This is a genomic window from Pseudomonas sp. SJZ103, assembly GCF_007828335.1.
GTDB lineage: Bacteria > Pseudomonadota > Gammaproteobacteria > Pseudomonadales > Pseudomonadaceae > Aquipseudomonas.
In genome coordinates, this window is record NZ_VIUN01000002.1 from 438,420 (window position 1) to 452,642 (window position 14,223).

15 protein-coding genes are annotated in these 14,223 nt (G+C 61.2%); 6 read left to right on the forward strand and 9 right to left on the reverse strand.

Features of this window, described 5'->3' with window-relative positions; all coding sequences use genetic code 11:
- Positions 1–50: 50 nt before the first annotated feature.
- Together FBY10_RS07310 and dadA are read right to left on the reverse strand one after the other, a co-directional pair.
- Positions 51–404, reverse strand: a complete 354-nt coding sequence (locus FBY10_RS07310; RefSeq protein WP_017135862.1) for a RidA family protein — start codon at positions 402–404, stop codon at positions 51–53.
- The gene (gene dadA, locus FBY10_RS07315; protein ID WP_131697635.1) at positions 376–1,677 is read right to left on the reverse strand and encodes a D-amino acid dehydrogenase; all 1,302 of its coding nucleotides are present in this window, start codon (positions 1,675–1,677) and stop codon (positions 376–378) included. Before dadA ends, FBY10_RS07310 begins: the two co-directional genes overlap by 29 nt.
- Before the next feature lie 156 nt (positions 1,678–1,833).
- On the opposite strand from dadA, the gene FBY10_RS07320 reads away from it, so the two are divergent.
- Positions 1,834–2,322 carry an Lrp/AsnC ligand binding domain-containing protein gene (locus FBY10_RS07320; RefSeq protein WP_003206849.1) on the forward strand — a complete coding sequence of 163 codons (489 nt, stop codon included), beginning with the start codon at positions 1,834–1,836 and terminating at the stop codon, positions 2,320–2,322.
- Here FBY10_RS07320 and FBY10_RS07325 read toward each other — a convergent pair.
- Positions 2,319–2,672, reverse strand: coding sequence for a YkgJ family cysteine cluster protein (locus tag FBY10_RS07325; RefSeq protein WP_003176897.1), 354 nt, complete (start codon positions 2,670–2,672; stop codon positions 2,319–2,321). The genes FBY10_RS07320 and FBY10_RS07325 overlap by 4 nt on opposite strands.
- A gap of 115 nt (positions 2,673–2,787) precedes the next feature.
- On the opposite strand from FBY10_RS07325, the gene FBY10_RS07330 reads away from it, so the two are divergent.
- Positions 2,788–4,080 carry an FAD-binding oxidoreductase gene (locus FBY10_RS07330; RefSeq protein ID WP_145337420.1) on the forward strand — a complete coding sequence of 431 codons (1,293 nt, stop codon included), beginning with the start codon at positions 2,788–2,790 and terminating at the stop codon, positions 4,078–4,080.
- Here FBY10_RS07330 and FBY10_RS07335 read toward each other — a convergent pair whose 3' ends face one another.
- On the reverse strand, positions 4,081–4,305 hold the full coding sequence (locus tag FBY10_RS07335) for a DUF1127 domain-containing protein (protein ID WP_131697743.1): 225 nt from the start codon (positions 4,303–4,305) through the stop codon (positions 4,081–4,083).
- 166 nt (positions 4,306–4,471) lie between these two features.
- Between FBY10_RS07335 and FBY10_RS07340 the strand changes: the two genes are divergently transcribed.
- Positions 4,472–5,896, forward strand: a complete 1,425-nt coding sequence (locus FBY10_RS07340) for a PLP-dependent aminotransferase family protein (protein WP_145337419.1) — start codon at positions 4,472–4,474, stop codon at positions 5,894–5,896.
- Positions 5,897–5,958: 62 nt separating this feature from the next.
- Positions 5,959–7,527 (forward strand): phospholipase D family protein, encoded by a 1,569-nt coding sequence (locus FBY10_RS07345; RefSeq protein ID WP_131697638.1) that lies wholly within the window; start codon positions 5,959–5,961, stop codon positions 7,525–7,527.
- 12 nt (positions 7,528–7,539) lie between these two features.
- Here the strand turns inward: FBY10_RS07345 and FBY10_RS07350 are convergent, their stop codons facing one another.
- The gene (locus FBY10_RS07350) at positions 7,540–8,682 is read right to left on the reverse strand and encodes an MFS transporter (RefSeq protein ID WP_145337418.1); all 1,143 of its coding nucleotides are present in this window, start codon (positions 8,680–8,682) and stop codon (positions 7,540–7,542) included.
- A gap of 148 nt (positions 8,683–8,830) precedes the next feature.
- On the reverse strand, positions 8,831–10,324 hold the full coding sequence (locus tag FBY10_RS07355) for an aldehyde dehydrogenase (protein ID WP_131697640.1): 1,494 nt from the start codon (positions 10,322–10,324) through the stop codon (positions 8,831–8,833).
- A 230-nt stretch (positions 10,325–10,554) separates the two neighbouring features.
- Here FBY10_RS07355 and FBY10_RS07360 point away from each other — a divergent pair, with 230 nt between their 5' ends.
- Positions 10,555–10,917 (forward strand): cupin domain-containing protein, encoded by a 363-nt coding sequence (locus FBY10_RS07360; protein ID WP_131697641.1) that lies wholly within the window; start codon positions 10,555–10,557, stop codon positions 10,915–10,917.
- Between the two features lie 69 nt (positions 10,918–10,986).
- Here the strand turns inward: FBY10_RS07360 and rpmG are convergent, their stop codons facing one another.
- Both rpmG and rpmB read right to left on the reverse strand, forming a co-directional pair.
- Positions 10,987–11,142 carry a 50S ribosomal protein L33 gene (gene rpmG / locus FBY10_RS07365; RefSeq protein ID WP_003176906.1) on the reverse strand — a complete coding sequence of 52 codons (156 nt, stop codon included), beginning with the start codon at positions 11,140–11,142 and terminating at the stop codon, positions 10,987–10,989.
- An 11-nt stretch (positions 11,143–11,153) separates the two neighbouring features.
- Entirely contained in the window at positions 11,154–11,387 is a 234-nt protein-coding gene (rpmB, locus tag FBY10_RS07370) for a 50S ribosomal protein L28 (protein WP_003176907.1), read from the reverse strand.
- A 458-nt stretch (positions 11,388–11,845) separates the two neighbouring features.
- Here rpmB and FBY10_RS07375 point away from each other — a divergent pair, with 458 nt between their 5' ends.
- Positions 11,846–13,438, forward strand: a complete 1,593-nt coding sequence (locus FBY10_RS07375; RefSeq protein ID WP_145337417.1) for an ABC transporter substrate-binding protein — start codon at positions 11,846–11,848, stop codon at positions 13,436–13,438.
- A gap of 28 nt (positions 13,439–13,466) precedes the next feature.
- On the opposite strand, the gene radC is transcribed toward FBY10_RS07375, so the two are convergent.
- The gene (radC, locus tag FBY10_RS07380; RefSeq protein WP_131697643.1) at positions 13,467–14,141 is read right to left on the reverse strand and encodes a DNA repair protein RadC; all 675 of its coding nucleotides are present in this window, start codon (positions 14,139–14,141) and stop codon (positions 13,467–13,469) included.
- Positions 14,142–14,223 lie beyond the last annotated feature (82 nt).

Sequence of the window (14,223 nt, forward strand, 5' to 3'; positions counted from 1 at the left end):
AAAAAACCGGCACCGATCAACAACCTCAGCACCGGAAGAGGGATCGTTGTTTAAGGCAGCGCGGCCACGACGGACAGCTCTACCAGAATTTCCGGTTCGCACAGCTTGGCCTCAACCGTGGCGCGGGCCGGGGCGACACCTTTGGGCAGCCACTTGTCCCACACCGCATTCATACCCGCGAAGTCGGCGTCGATGTCCTTCAGGTAGATCGTCACCGACAGCAGCTTGGTTTTGTCGGTGCCGGCCAGGTCCAGCAAACGCTCGATATTGGCCAGGGTTTCACGGGTCTGCTGTTCGATCCCGGCGTTCATGTCGTCACCGACTTGCCCGGCCAGATACACGGTACCGCTGTGAACAACGATCTGGCTCATGCGCTCATTGGTGAGCTGGCGCTGGATTGACATGCTTTGCGGACTCCTGGTGGTTGCCATAACGGGAAATATCGAGGCCTTCGGCGCTGATCTGCGGCGTTTTCTTCGCCATCAGGTCGGCCAGCAAGCGACCAGAGCCACACGCCATGGTCCAGCCGAGGGTGCCGTGACCAGTATTCAGGAACAGATTCTTGAACGGCGTGGCACCGACAATCGGCGTGCCGTCGGGTGTGGTCGGGCGCAGGCCGGTCCAGAAAGTGGCTTCGGTCAGATCGCCGCCCTGAGGATAAAGGTCGTTGACGATCATCTCCAGGGTTTCACGTCGCCGCGGGTTAAGCGACAGGTCAAAACCGGCTATTTCGGCCATGCCGCCGACGCGGATGCGGTTGTCGAAACGGGTGATCGCGACTTTGTAGGTCTCATCCAGAATGGTCGAGGTCGGGGCCATTGCCGGATTGGTGATAGGCACCGTCAGCGAGTAACCCTTGAGCGGGTACACCGGCGCCTTGATCCCCAGCGGCTTGAGCAGCTTCGGCGAATAACTGCCAAGGGCCAGTACGTAGCGGTCGGCGGTTTCCAGCTTGCCGTCGATCCACACACCGTTGACGCGCTCGCCCGCGTAGTCGAGGCGCTGGATATCCTGTTCGAAGCGGAATTCCACGCCCAGTTGCTTGCACATTTCTGCCAGGCGGGTGGTGAACATCTGGCAATCGCCGGTCTGGTCATTCGGCAGACGTAAAGCACCGGCAAGGATATCGGTGACGCTGGCCAGGGCAGGCTCAACGCGGGCGATACCGGCGCGATCGAGCAGTTCGAACGGCACGCCGGACTCTTTCAAAACGGCAATGTCTTTAGCGGCGCCATCAAGCTGGGCCTGGGTGCGGAACAGCTGCGTAGTCCCCAGGCTGCGGCCTTCGTACCCAATACCGGTTTCCGCACGCAGTTCGTCGAGGCAGTCACGACTGTACTCGGACAGGCGGACCATGCGCTCTTTGTTCACCGCATAACGGCTGGCGGTACAGTTGCGCAGCATCTGCGCCATCCACAGGTATTGGTCGATATCGGCGGTGGCCTTGATCGCCAGCGGCGCGTGGCGTTGCAACAACCACTTGATGGCCTTGAGCGGCACGCCCGGCGCGGCCCATGGCGAAGCGTAGCCTGGGGACACCTGGCCGGCGTTGGCGAAACTGGTTTCCATGGCAGCGGCGGGCTGACGGTCGACTACGACGACTTCAAAGCCGGCCCGCGCCAAATAGTAGGCACTGGTCACACCAATGACGCCGCTACCCAAGACCAGAACGCGCATTTTTATATCCTCATCGCGGGCTTGGCCGCTGACGTGTGTTATTCGAGCAATGATGGGCGCAGTATAAAAAGCAATCGCCAGTGCATTTCACTATATAAATGCCTATATTTGGCGACAATTCTCGGCAAAAACCCTTTTCACAGAGGCGTATCCCCTATGCGTACCAACACCCAGACCAAGCGGGAGCTGGACAAGATCGACCGCAACATCCTGCGCATCCTGCAAGCCGACGGGCGAATTTCGTTCACGGAACTGGGGGAAAAGGTCGGGCTGTCCACCACGCCGTGCACCGAGCGGGTGCGGCGGCTGGAGCGCGAGGGGATCATCATGGGTTACAACGCGCGGCTCAATCCGCAGCATTTGAAGGGGAGTTTGCTGGTATTTGTCGAGATCAGCCTCGATTACAAATCCGGTGACACCTTTGAAGAGTTCCGCCGCGCCGTGCTGAAACTGCCCCATGTGCTGGAGTGCCACCTGGTCTCGGGGGACTTCGACTACCTGGTGAAAGCGCGCATTTCCGAGATGGCCTCGTACCGCAAATTACTCGGCGACATCCTGCTCAAGTTGCCCCATGTGCGGGAATCGAAGAGCTACATCGTGATGGAAGAGGTGAAAGAGAGCCTTAACCTGCCTATTCCTGATTAAACCAGCACCTGTCGGGTACTCGCCATGTACTCATGGATCTGCTTCTCCACCCGAGGGTGAATCAACTCTACGGGCCCCCGCCCATTGGGGCATGGCAAGGTCTTCGTGGTGCCGAACAGCCGACAGATCAGCGGCCGTTCGTCATATACGGTGCAGCCGTTGGGGCCCAGGTGTACGCAGTTCAGCTCGTCCATCGCCGCGTCCTGCTCGGCGGCGGTCTTGCGTGGCAGGCGCGACATTTCCTCCGGCGAAGTGGTGACCGGCCCACAGCAGTCGTGGCAGCCGGGGACGCACTCGAACGAAGGAATCTGACGGCGCAGCGCGCTGATTTTCTGACTATTGCAACTCATCGAAACACGTACCGAACGGCGAATAGAGGTGGATTCTGAAGCAAAACGCCCTGCGCAGACAGCTTCGTCCGACCGCTGTATCCTGCGTCAAATTTTCCAAACAGGGATGCTCCCCATGACTGCCAGCGCCCGGCACACCGCTTCCTACTACGCCGCCAGCAGCGTACCGCAACCCGATTACCCAGCGTTGACGGGCGAAGTGAGCGCCGATGTGTGCGTGATCGGCGGCGGTTTCTCCGGGCTCAACACGGCCCTGGAGCTGGCGGAGCGCGGCTTCAGCGTGGCGCTGCTGGAGGCGCGCAAGATCGCCTGGGGCGCCAGCGGGCGCAATGGCGGCCAGTTGATTCGCGGTGTCGGTCATGGCCTGGAGCAGTTCACCAACGTGATCGGCACCGATGGCGTGCGCCAGATGAAGCTCATGGGTCTGGAGGCCGTGGAAATCGTGCGTGAACGCGTCGAACGCTACCAGATCCCCTGCGACCTGACCTGGGGCTACTGCGACCTGGCCAACAAGCCCCGCGACCTGCAAGGCCTGGCCGAAGACGCCGAAGAACTGCGCAGCCTGGGCTATCGCCACGAAGTACGTCTGTTACAAGCGAGCGACATGGGCAGCGTCATCGGCTCCGACCGCTATGTGGGTGGCATGATCGACATGGGTTCCGGCCACCTGCACCCGTTGAACCTGGCTCTCGGCGAAGCCGCCGCCGCGCAGCAATGGGGTGTGCAGTTGTTCGAACAGTCGGAAGTCACGCGTATCGACTACGGCCCCGAGGTCAAGGTGCACACCACCCAAGGCACTGTGCGCGCCAAGACCCTGGTACTGGCTTGCAATGCCTATCTCAATGGACTGAATCCGCAATTGAGCGGCAAGGTGCTGCCCGCCGGCAGCTACATCATCGCCACCGAGCCCTTGAGCCAGGCACAAGCCGCCAACCTGCTACCGCAGAACATGGCGGTGTGTGACCAGCGCGTCACGGTAGATTACTTCCGGCTGTCCGCCGACCGCCGTCTGTTATTCGGCGGCGCCTGCCACTACTCCGGACGCGACCCCAAGGACATCGGCGCCTACATGCGGCCAAAGATGCTGCAGGTGTTCCCACAGCTGGCCGACGTGAACATCGACTACCAATGGGGCGGCATGATCGGCATCGGCGCCAACCGCCTGCCGCAAATCGGCCGCTTGGCGGACCAGCCCAACGTGTATTACGCCCAGGCCTACGCAGGCCATGGCCTCAACGCCACGCACCTGGCGGGCAAGCTGCTGGCCGAAGCCATCAGTGGCCAGCAGCAGGGACGTTTCGACCTGTTCGCCCAGGTGCCGCACATCACCTTCCCCGGCGGCAAGCACCTGCGCTCGCCGCTGCTGGCCTTGGGAATGCTCTGGCACCGCCTCAAAGAGCTGGTCTGATCAATCACGCCAGAAAGGCTTCAGGCCTTCCTGGCGGGCTTGCTCGGGGGTCAACCCGACATCGCGCAATTGCTCGCGGCTCAAGTGCAGCAAGGCCTTGCGCGTATGGCGGCGGTGCCAGAACAGACCCCAGCGGCTGATCTCGCGCGGCGACGTCGCCCGCTCTTGCCCAGCCTGCAATTCCTGACTGTGTAACATCAGCCGCACATCGCTCATGCCGTTCATTTTGCTGCCCCTCATTTGCTTGTTGCCATGAGTGACTAGAATGGGCGAGCAGGCAAAACCATTACAGATTCAACCCACCTTTATTAAATCCATACAGACACTGCCTGTACGCGGCTGAATCCTGTATTTTCCCCTTATCTGTACTGGTCCCCCGGGAGCGACCGCCATGACGCTTTACGTCAACCTCGCCGAATTGCTGGGCACGCGCATCGAACAGGGGTTCTATCGCCCCGGTGATCGACTGCCGTCCGTACGCGCCTTGAGCGTCGAGCACGGGGTCAGCTTGAGCACCGTGCAGCAGGCGTATCGATTGCTGGAAGACAATGGCCTGGCGATGCCCAAGCCCAAGTCCGGCTACTTTGTACCGGTTGGCCGGGAGTTGCCGGCGCTGCCCGAGGTCGGCCGCCCGGCCCAGCGCCCGGTGGAAATCTCACAGTGGGACTTGGTTCTGGAGCTGATTCGCGCCGTTCCGCGCAAGGACGTCATACAGCTGGGTCGCGGCATGCCGGATGTATTGTCACCCACCCTCAAGCCCTTGCTGCGCAGCCTGGCTCGCGTCAGCCGGCGCCAGGATCTGCCGGGGCTGTATTACGACAATATTCTCGGCTGTATGGAACTGCGCGAGCAAATCGCCCGACTGTCACTGGATTCCGGCTGCCAGCTGACTGCCGAGGACATCGTGATTACCACCGGCTGTCACGAGGCGCTATCCGCCAGCATCCACGCCATCTGCGAGCCTGGCGATATCGTCGCGGTGGACTCGCCCAGCTTCCACGGAGCCATGCAGACCCTCAAGGGCCTGGGCATGAAAGCCTTGGAAATCCCCACCGACCCGATCACCGGCATCAGCCTCGAAGCCTTGGAACTGGCGCTGGAACAGTGGCCGATCAAGGTCATCCAGTTGACCCCCAACTGCAATAACCCGCTGGGCTACATCATGCCGGAAGCGCGCAAACGCGCGTTGCTGACCCTGGCCCAGCGCTTTGACGTAGCGATCATCGAAGACGATGTGTATGGCGAACTGGCCTACAGCTACCCGCGCCCGCGCACCATCAAATCCTTCGACGAAGACGGTCGCGTGCTGTTGTGCAGCTCATTCTCCAAGACCCTGGCGCCGGGCCTGCGCATTGGCTGGGTCGCGCCCGGCCGGTACCTGGAGCGGGTACTGCACATGAAGTACATCAGCACCGGCTCCACCGCCACGCAGCCGCAGATCGCCATTGCCGAGTTCCTCAAAGGGGGCCATTTCGAACCCCATTTGCGACGGATGCGCACACAATACCAGCGTAATCGCGACCTGATGCTCGACTGGGTCAACCGCTACTTTCCTGCCGGCACACGCGCCAGCCGCCCACAAGGCAGCTTCATGCTGTGGATAGAACTGCCGGAAGGTTTCGACACCCTCAAGCTCAACCGCGTGCTGGTGGAACAAGGCGTACAGGTGGCGGTGGGAAGCATCTTTTCCGCGTCAGGCAAGTACCGTAACTGCCTGCGCATGAACTACGCTGCCAAGCCAACCGCCCAGATTGAAGAGGCCGTGCGCAAAGTCGGTGCTGCCGCGATCAAGATGCTGGCCGAAGTGGTGGACTGACCTTTCGCGAGAAATCGCCGTCATATGTCGACTACCGCCCTGACCTGGAAGCGACTCCCTTGATGATTCGACGGCTTTTACCGTTTTTCCTGTTGGGAGCCCTGGCCTTGAGCGGCTGCGCCACGGTGAGTACGCCGCGCATATCCAGCGATGCCCTGCCGGCCGCCCAGTCGTCGTTCGGCCGCTCGATCCAGGCCCAGGCCGCGCCGTATCAAGGACGCTCGGGCTTTCGCCTGCTACCCAACAGCAGCGAAGCCTTTATGGCCCGCGCCGAGTTGATCCGCAACGCCCAGACCAGCCTCGACCTGCAGTACTACATCGTGCACGACGGCATCAGCACACGGATGCTGGTGGATGAACTGCTCAAGGCCGCCGACCGAGGCGTGCGCGTGCGCATCCTGCTGGACGACACCACCAGCGACGGCCTTGACCAGATCATCGCCACCCTCGCCGCCCACCCCAAGATCGAGATTCGCCTGTTCAACCCTCTGCATCTGGGGCGCAGCACCGGTGTGACACGGTCAATGGGCCGTCTTTTCAATCTGTCGCTGCAACACCGGCGCATGCACAACAAGCTGTGGCTGGCGGACAACAGCGTGGCCATCGTCGGCGGGCGCAACCTGGGGGATGAGTATTTCGACGCCGAGCCCAACCTGAACTTCACCGATATCGACATGCTCAGCGTCGGGCCGGTGGCAGAACAACTCGGGCACAGTTTCGATCAGTACTGGAACAGCGCCCTGAGCAAACCCATTGATGACTTTGTCTCCAATATGCCCTCCAAAGGTGACCTGGCCGCCGCGCGCCTGGGCCTGGAAGCATCGCTGGCCGAGTCGCGCCAGCAGAAGCACGCGCTGTATGCACGCTTGCGCACCTACCAGACCCAGCCACGCATGGACACCTGGCGCCGCGAACTGATCTGGGCCTGGAACCAGGCACTGTGGGACGCGCCGAGCAAGGTCCTGTCCAAGGCCGACCCGGACCCGCACCTGCTGCTGACCACCCAACTGGCCCCGGAGCTGGAAGGCGTCAACCATGAGCTGATCATGATCTCGGCGTACTTTGTGCCAGGGCAACCTGGGCTGGTGTACCTCACCGGCCGCGCCGATGCGGGTGTGTCGGTAAGCTTGTTGACCAACTCCCTTGAGGCTACCGACGTTCCGGCGGTACATGGCGGCTATGCACCGTACCGCAAGGCGTTGCTGGAGCACGGCGTGAAACTCTACGAATTGCGCCGCCAACCGGGCGATCCGAGCGCAGGCAGCGGGCCGCACCTGTTTCGTCGCGGCACGTTCCGTGGCTCGGACTCGAGCCTGCACAGCAAGGCGATGATCTTTGATCGGACGAAGTCGTTTGTGGGCTCTTTCAATTTCGACCCTCGCTCCGTGCTGTGGAACACCGAAGTCGGCGTGCTGGTGGACAGCCCGGAGCTGGCGGAACACGTGCGCAACCTGGCGCTGCAAGGCATGGCGCCGGCCTTGAGCTACGAGGCGAAGTTGCAGGACGGCAACGTGGTGTGGGTGACCGAGGACAACGGCCAACTGCATACCCTGACCCGTGAGCCGGGCAGTTGGTGGCGGCGGTTCAATGCCTGGTTCGCCACCTCGGTCGGCCTGGAGCGCATGCTCTAGGAACAGCGAGGATCAAGCCGGCTGAGCGGCACCAAATGCACCTTGGCGCAGCAACAGCACCACCAAACCCAAGGCCCCGACCGCCATCAGCAACGGCAGCGCGTGCCCGCTGATCCATTGGCTGCCGGCGCCGGCCACCAGCGGACCGATCAGGCAGCCGATTCCCCATAACTGCGCGATGTGGGCATTGGCACGCACCAGCGCATCGTCACGATAACGCTCGCCGATCAGAATCAGCGATAACGTGAACAACCCGCCAGCACTGGCGCCGAACAGCACCCATAGTGGCCAGATGAGCAGCGTGTGCATCAGCAATGGAATCGCCAGGCTCGATGCCAGCAACAGCAGTGCGCAACTCAAAAACAGCGTGCGTCGTGGCAGATAATCCGCCAGCGCACCGATGGGCAGTTGCAGCAGGGCGTCACCGACCACCACCGTGCTGACCATCGCCAAGGCAATTTCGGCAGTGAACCCCTGTTGCAGGCAATACACCGGCAGCAGCGTCAGGATCATCGCCTCAAACGCGGCGAACAGCGCCACCGCCCAGGCAATCGCCGGCAGGCTCAGGCAGAAGCGCCACAAATCCGCGAAGGTCACGCTGAACGATTCGGCACTGGGCGCACCGGAGCGACCCAGCAATGCCAGCGGAGCCACCACCAGCAGGCCAACGCCGACCCAGAAACCATAGTCATGGCCGGTACCGATCACGCCCAGCAGCAACGGACCCGAGAGCTGGCTCAAGGCATAACTGCAGCCATACAGTGCCACCAGCCGGCCACGCCACTGCTCCACCACCAACTGGTTGATCCAGCTTTCACCAAGGATAAACACGATGGTCAGGATCACCCCGATCATCAGGCGCAGCACCAGCCATATCGGGTAGCTGGGCAGAATGGCCAGCAAACCGATGGACACCGCACCGGCCCAAAGGCACAGACGCATGAGGTTCGCGGTGCCGAGCCAGGCGGCCAGGCGGCTGGAGACCTTGGCGCCAAGCAATACGCCAAAGGCCGGCATGGCGGCCATTACGCCAATAGCGAAACTGCCGTAGCCCCAGCCCTCAAGGCGCAGGGAGACCAGAGGCATGCTGACACCCAGGGCCAGGCCGACACTGAGCACCGAGGCCAGGACGGCGAAATAGGTCGCCCAACGCATTGCCACGCTCCTGTGGATAATCATGGGTTCACACAAAACAGTGTGGGAGGGGGCTTGCTCCCGATTGCGGTGGATCATTGAGCACTGTTAGTGCCTGACACACTGCTATCGGGGGCAAGCCCCCTCCCACATTTGCCTGCGGTGTTGCTTACAGCTTGATCCAGGTCGCCTTCAGCTCGGTGTACTTGTCGAACGCATGCAGCGACTTGTCGCGACCATTACCCGACTGCTTGAAGCCGCCAAACGGTGCGGTCATGTCGCCGCCATCGTATTGGTTGACCCACACGCTACCGGCGCGCAGGGCCTTGGCGGTGAGGTGCGCCTTGGAAATGTCCGATGTCCACACCGCAGCGGCGAGGCCGTATTGGGTGTCGTTGGCGATCTTGATCGCTTCTTCGGCACCGTCAAAGGTGATCACCGACAGCACCGGGCCGAAGATCTCTTCCTGGGCGATTCTCATGGCGTTGGTCACACCGTCGAAAATCGTCGGCTCGACGTAGGTGCCGCCCGTCTCTTCCAGGATGCGCTTGCCACCCGCCACCAACTTGGCGCCGTCGGCGTGACCCGCTTCGATATACGAGAGCACGGTGTTCATCTGCTGGGTGTCCACCAGCGCACCAACGGTGGTCGCCGGATCCAGCGGGTTGCCGGGTTTCCAGCCCTTGAGGGCCTCGATCACCAGCGGCAGGAAGGTGTCCTTGATCGAACGCTCCACCAGCAGGCGCGAACCGGCAGTGCAGACTTCGCCCTGGTTGAAGGCGATGGCGCTGGCAGCGGATTCGGCGGCAGCCTGCAGGTTCGGAGCATCGGCGAACACGATGTTCGGGCTCTTGCCGCCGGCTTCCAGCCATACACGCTTCATGTTCGATTCGCCGGAGCGGATCAACAGTTGCTTGGCGATCTTGGTCGAACCGGTGAACACCAGGGTGTCGACGTCCATGTGCAGCGCCAGCGCATTGCCGACGGTGTGGCCGTAGCCCGGCAGCACGTTGAACACGCCTTTCGGAATACCGGCCTCAACAGCCAGGGCCGCGATGCGAATGGCGGTGAGTGGGGATTTTTCGGACGGTTTGAGGATCACCGAGTTACCGGTGGACAGCGCCGGGCCGAGCTTCCAGCAGGCCATCATCAGCGGGAAGTTCCACGGCACGATGGCCCCCACAACGCCGACCGGCTCGCGGGTCACCAGACCCAACTGATCATGCGGGGTGGCAGCGACTTCGTCGTAGATCTTGTCGATTGCCTCACCGCTCCAGCTCAGGGCATTTGCCGCGCCGGGTACGTCAATGTTCAGGGAATCGCTGATCGGCTTGCCCATGTCCAGGGTTTCGAGCAGCGCCAGCTCTTCGGCATTGGCCTTGAGCAGCGCGGCGAAACGGATCATGGTGGCTTTGCGTTTGGCCGGCGCCAGGCGCGACCACACACCGGAATTGAAGGTGGCGCGGGCGTTTTCTACGGCGCGCTGGGCATCGGCGGCGTCACAACTGGCCACGCTGGCCAGCAGGCGACCATCGACCGGGCTGATGCATTCGAAGGTGTCACCGGAAACAGCAGCGGTGTATTCGCCATTGATGTAGGCGCGGCCTTCGATTTTCAGATCCTTGGCACGTTGTTCCCAGTCGGCACGGGTCAGGGTGGTCATGCGAGTGTCCTCCTCTTATTGAATATAAGGGCCAGGCGATGTCCCCCGGCAGCCTCAAAGAATGCTTGCCCGCCAGCCAGCTGTTCGGCTCAAAGGCAGCTGCCACCCTAAACCAGCGGCCGGGGATGTTTCAATATATTTGACATAACACCGGTAAACGCCCTTGCGATGTTCATTTTAATAAACATAGACTTTGGGCTCTCCAACCCCAGGCCAGACGGGACACGCACATGAGCATCCAGGACATCGTCGACTTCAGCCAAGCCAACACCGCCCCAGACCGCTACCGCCCTGCCGCCGAAAAAATCCTCAAGGGCGATCCCGAACAAACGGTGTACAACCATTACAACAGCCCGTGCGGCCAGATGAACGCCGGAGTCTGGGAAGGTGAAGTTGGGCAATGGAAGGTCAACTATACCGAGCATGAGTATTGCGAGATCGTGCAGGGCGTCTCTGTATTGCGCGACACCGAGGGCAATGCGAAGACCTTGCGTGCTGGCGACCGTTTTGTAATCCCCGCCGGCTTCAGCGGCACCTGGGAAGTGCTGGAGCCGTGCCGTAAGATCTACGTGGTGTTCGAGCAGAAAGCCTGATCAGTAAATCCGACGCAAAAAAAAGCCCGTATCGTGAGATACGGGCTTTTTCACAAGGAGGAAAATCAATTACTTGATTTTGCCTTCTTTGTAGATCACGTGCTTGCGAACGCGCGGGTCGAACATTTTCTTTTCGAGCTTGTCCGGGGTAGTACGCTTGTTCTTGTCGGTAGTGTAGAAGTGACCAGTACCGGCGCTAGAGATCATTCGAATCAATTCACGCATGATAGAGCTCCTTAGATCTTGCCAGCGGCGCGGATTTCGGCCAGCACGACAGTGATGCCACGCTTGTCGATAATACGCATGCCTTTGGCAGATACACGCAGGCGAACAAAACGTTTCTCTTCTTCAACCCAGAAGCGGTGATGCTGCAGGTTCGGCAGGAAACGACGACGGGTTTTGTTATTTGCGTGGGAAATGTTATTCCCAGTCACCGGACCCTTACCGGTAACTTGACAGACTCTCGACATGCCTCAGCCCTCTAAAACCACATGCCCAACCCGGCATGGGTTGGCCGCTTAATCTCTCAGTCATTTGGCGCCAGGCGCCGCGTTTCTTTAGGGTCTTACCGGCTACACCTACAAGCGAAGGAACCGGGCCCCTAGAAAAGAGCGCTGCTTTATACCAGAAAGACCCATGTGCAACAACAGCCCGTGTATTTTTACCGGCGTAAATCTCGGCGACAGACGTCCGAACCGTTGCCAGGAGGGGCCGCTGTAACAGCCGACCGCTCGTCGCACAGATTGATTTACAGCGCTCGCGCACGCAGTTAAGCGCACGGCGAAACGCGCTGAGGCGCCATCAAAACAGCATTTAGGGCAAAAGCACAGGCAAAAATGGGCTAGTCATTTATCAATCAGACCACTACGGTAGGACTTTTCCAGACTGCACTCGCAGATGGGCCTTCGATCTGCAAAGGAAACCGAACATGCGCCTCGCTGCCCTACCGCTATTGCTAGCCCCTCTATTTATCGCGCCGCTGGCCTCTGCCGCCAGCAACTTGAGCGTCTGCACCGAGGCCAGCCCCGAAGGGTTCGATGTGGTGCAATACAACTCGCTGACCACCACCAACGCCTCGGCAGACGTGCTGATGAACCGCCTGGTGGACTACGACGCGGCCAGCGGCAAACTGGTGCCAAGCCTGGCGGACAGTTGGGACGTCTCGCCGGATGGCCTGACCTATACCTTCAAACTGCACCCGGACGTGAAATTCCATCGCACCGAGTATTTCACCCCAAGCCGCACCCTGACCGCCGAAGACGTGCGCTTCAGCTTTGAACGCATGCTCGACCCGGCCAACCCTTGGCACAAGATCGCTCAGAGCGGCTTCCCCCACGCCCAGTCCCTGCAATTGCCAATACTGGTCAAGAAGATCGATGCCCTCGACCCGCTGACCGTGCGCTTTACCCTCGATCACGCCGACTCCACCTTCCTTGCGGCCCTGAGCATGGGCTTCGCCTCGATCTACCCGGCGGAATACGCCGACAAACTGCTCAAGGCCGGCACGCCGGAGAAGCTCAACAGCCAGCCGATCGGCACCGGGCCGTTCATCTTCAGCCGTTTCCAGAAAGATGCCGTGGTGCGCTACAAGGCCAACCCGGACTACTTCGCCGGCAAACCGGCTGTGGATAACTTGATCTTCGCCATTACCCCGGACGCGAACGTGCGCCTGCAGAAACTGCACCGCAACGAATGCCAGATCGCCCTGTCGCCCAAGCCCCTGGATGTGAGCGAGGCTGAAAAGGACCCCGCACTCAAGGTAGAAAAAACCGCAGCATTCATGACCGCATTCGTGGCCATCAACAGCCAGCACCCTCCACTGGACAAGCCCGAGGTGCGCCAGGCCATTAACCTCGCCTTCGACAAGGGCAGCTACCTCAAGGCCGTGTTCGAAGGCACCGCCGAAGCGGCCAACGGCCCTTACCCGCCCAATACCTGGAGCTACGCCAAGGACTTGCCGGGTTATCCACAGGACCTCGCCAAGGCCAAGGCCTTGCTGGACCGCGCCGGCCTCAAGGACGGCTTCAAGACCACCCTCTGGACGCGCCCCACCGGCAGTCTGCTGAACCCTAACCCGAACCTCGGCGCACAACTGCTGCAGGCGGACCTGGCCAAGATTGGCATCCAGGCCGAGATCCGCGTGATCGAATGGGGCGAGCTGATTCGCCGGGCGAAAGCGGGTGAACACGACCTGCTGTTCATGGGCTGGGCCGGCGACAACGGCGACCCGGATAACTTCCTGACCCCGCAGTTTTCCTGTGCGGCGGTTAAATCCGGCACCAACTTCGCCCGCTACTGTGATCCGGCGCTGGACAAGCTGATCAGCGCCGGCAAGACCACCAGCGAACAAGGCGTACGCAGCAAGCTGTATCAGCAGGCCCAGGCGCAGATCCAACAGCAGGCGCTGTGGTTGCCGCTGGCGCACCCGACGGCGTTCGCCCTGGCGCGCAAGAACGTCGAGGGCTATCAGGTGAGCCCGTTCGGGCGCCAGGACTTCTCGAAGGTCAGCGTCAAGCCCTGAGAACCAGTCCCGCCCCCAGGGGGCGGGCTTACATCCAGCCATACTCCGCCATCGACAACGGATCACCGTCCCCCACGATGATGTGATCCAGTACCCGCACATCCACCACTTCCAGGGCCTTTTGCAGCAGCTTGGTCAATTTTCGATCAGCCGCGCTGGGCTCCGCGATCCCTGAAGGATGGTTGTGACACAAAATCAACGCCGCTGCGTTATAGGCCAGGGCGCGCTTGACCACTTGCCGGGGGTAGACCACGGCTGTGTCGATGGTCCCTTCGGACAACGCCTCGAACCCCAGCACACGGTGCTTTGAATCAAGAAACAGACAGCCGAAGATCTCGTGAGGCTCATGACGCAACAACGCCTTGAGGTAGTCGCGCACCGCCACCGGGTTTTCCAGCACCGAATCGCTGCGCAGGCGTTCGGCCAGATGGCGCCTGGACATTTCCAGCACCGCCTGCAACTGCGCGAACTTCGCCGGCCCCAAGCCCAATTGCTGGCTGAAAAGCGCCTGGCTGGCTTCCAGCAGCGGGCGCAAACCGCCAAATTGCGCCAGCAGATGGCGCGCCAGGTCCACCGCGCTCCTGCCGGTTACCCCGGTGCGTAGGAAGATCGCCAGCAATTCAGCATCGGACAGACTCGCCGCGCCCCACTCCAAAAGCTTCTCTCGCGGCCGCTCTGCCGCCGGCCAATCACGAATACTCATCCCACCTCCCTGTGCATGTGCGCCGCTGTTGCGGGGCGGACGCTGTGTTATCGTAGGCCCTCTTTTTTGCGTGCGATTTCAC

Bases quoted from the DNA above. Each gene is read 5' to 3' on its own strand.
- FBY10_RS07310 (WP_017135862.1), bottom strand. From the start codon at position 404: ATGTCAATCCAGCGCCAGCTCACCAATGAGCGCATGAGCCAGATCGTT.
- dadA (WP_131697635.1), bottom strand. From the start codon at position 1,677: ATGCGCGTTCTGGTCTTGGGTAGCGGCGTCATTGGTGTGACCAGTGCC.
- FBY10_RS07320 (WP_003206849.1), top strand. From the start codon at position 1,834: ATGCGTACCAACACCCAGACCAAGCGGGAGCTGGACAAGATCGACCGC.
- FBY10_RS07325 (WP_003176897.1), bottom strand. From the start codon at position 2,672: ATGAGTTGCAATAGTCAGAAAATCAGCGCGCTGCGCCGTCAGATTCCT.
- FBY10_RS07330 (WP_145337420.1), top strand. From the start codon at position 2,788: ATGACTGCCAGCGCCCGGCACACCGCTTCCTACTACGCCGCCAGCAGC.
- FBY10_RS07335 (WP_131697743.1), bottom strand. From the start codon at position 4,305: ATGAACGGCATGAGCGATGTGCGGCTGATGTTACACAGTCAGGAATTG.
- FBY10_RS07340 (WP_145337419.1), top strand. From the start codon at position 4,472: ATGACGCTTTACGTCAACCTCGCCGAATTGCTGGGCACGCGCATCGAA.
- FBY10_RS07345 (WP_131697638.1), top strand. From the start codon at position 5,959: ATGATTCGACGGCTTTTACCGTTTTTCCTGTTGGGAGCCCTGGCCTTG.
- FBY10_RS07350 (WP_145337418.1), bottom strand. From the start codon at position 8,682: ATGCGTTGGGCGACCTATTTCGCCGTCCTGGCCTCGGTGCTCAGTGTC.
- FBY10_RS07355 (WP_131697640.1), bottom strand. From the start codon at position 10,324: ATGACCACCCTGACCCGTGCCGACTGGGAACAACGTGCCAAGGATCTG.
- FBY10_RS07360 (WP_131697641.1), top strand. From the start codon at position 10,555: ATGAGCATCCAGGACATCGTCGACTTCAGCCAAGCCAACACCGCCCCA.
- rpmG (WP_003176906.1), bottom strand. From the start codon at position 11,142: ATGCGTGAATTGATTCGAATGATCTCTAGCGCCGGTACTGGTCACTTC.
- rpmB (WP_003176907.1), bottom strand. From the start codon at position 11,387: ATGTCGAGAGTCTGTCAAGTTACCGGTAAGGGTCCGGTGACTGGGAAT.
- FBY10_RS07375 (WP_145337417.1), top strand. From the start codon at position 11,846: ATGCGCCTCGCTGCCCTACCGCTATTGCTAGCCCCTCTATTTATCGCG.
- radC (WP_131697643.1), bottom strand. From the start codon at position 14,141: ATGAGTATTCGTGATTGGCCGGCGGCAGAGCGGCCGCGAGAGAAGCTT.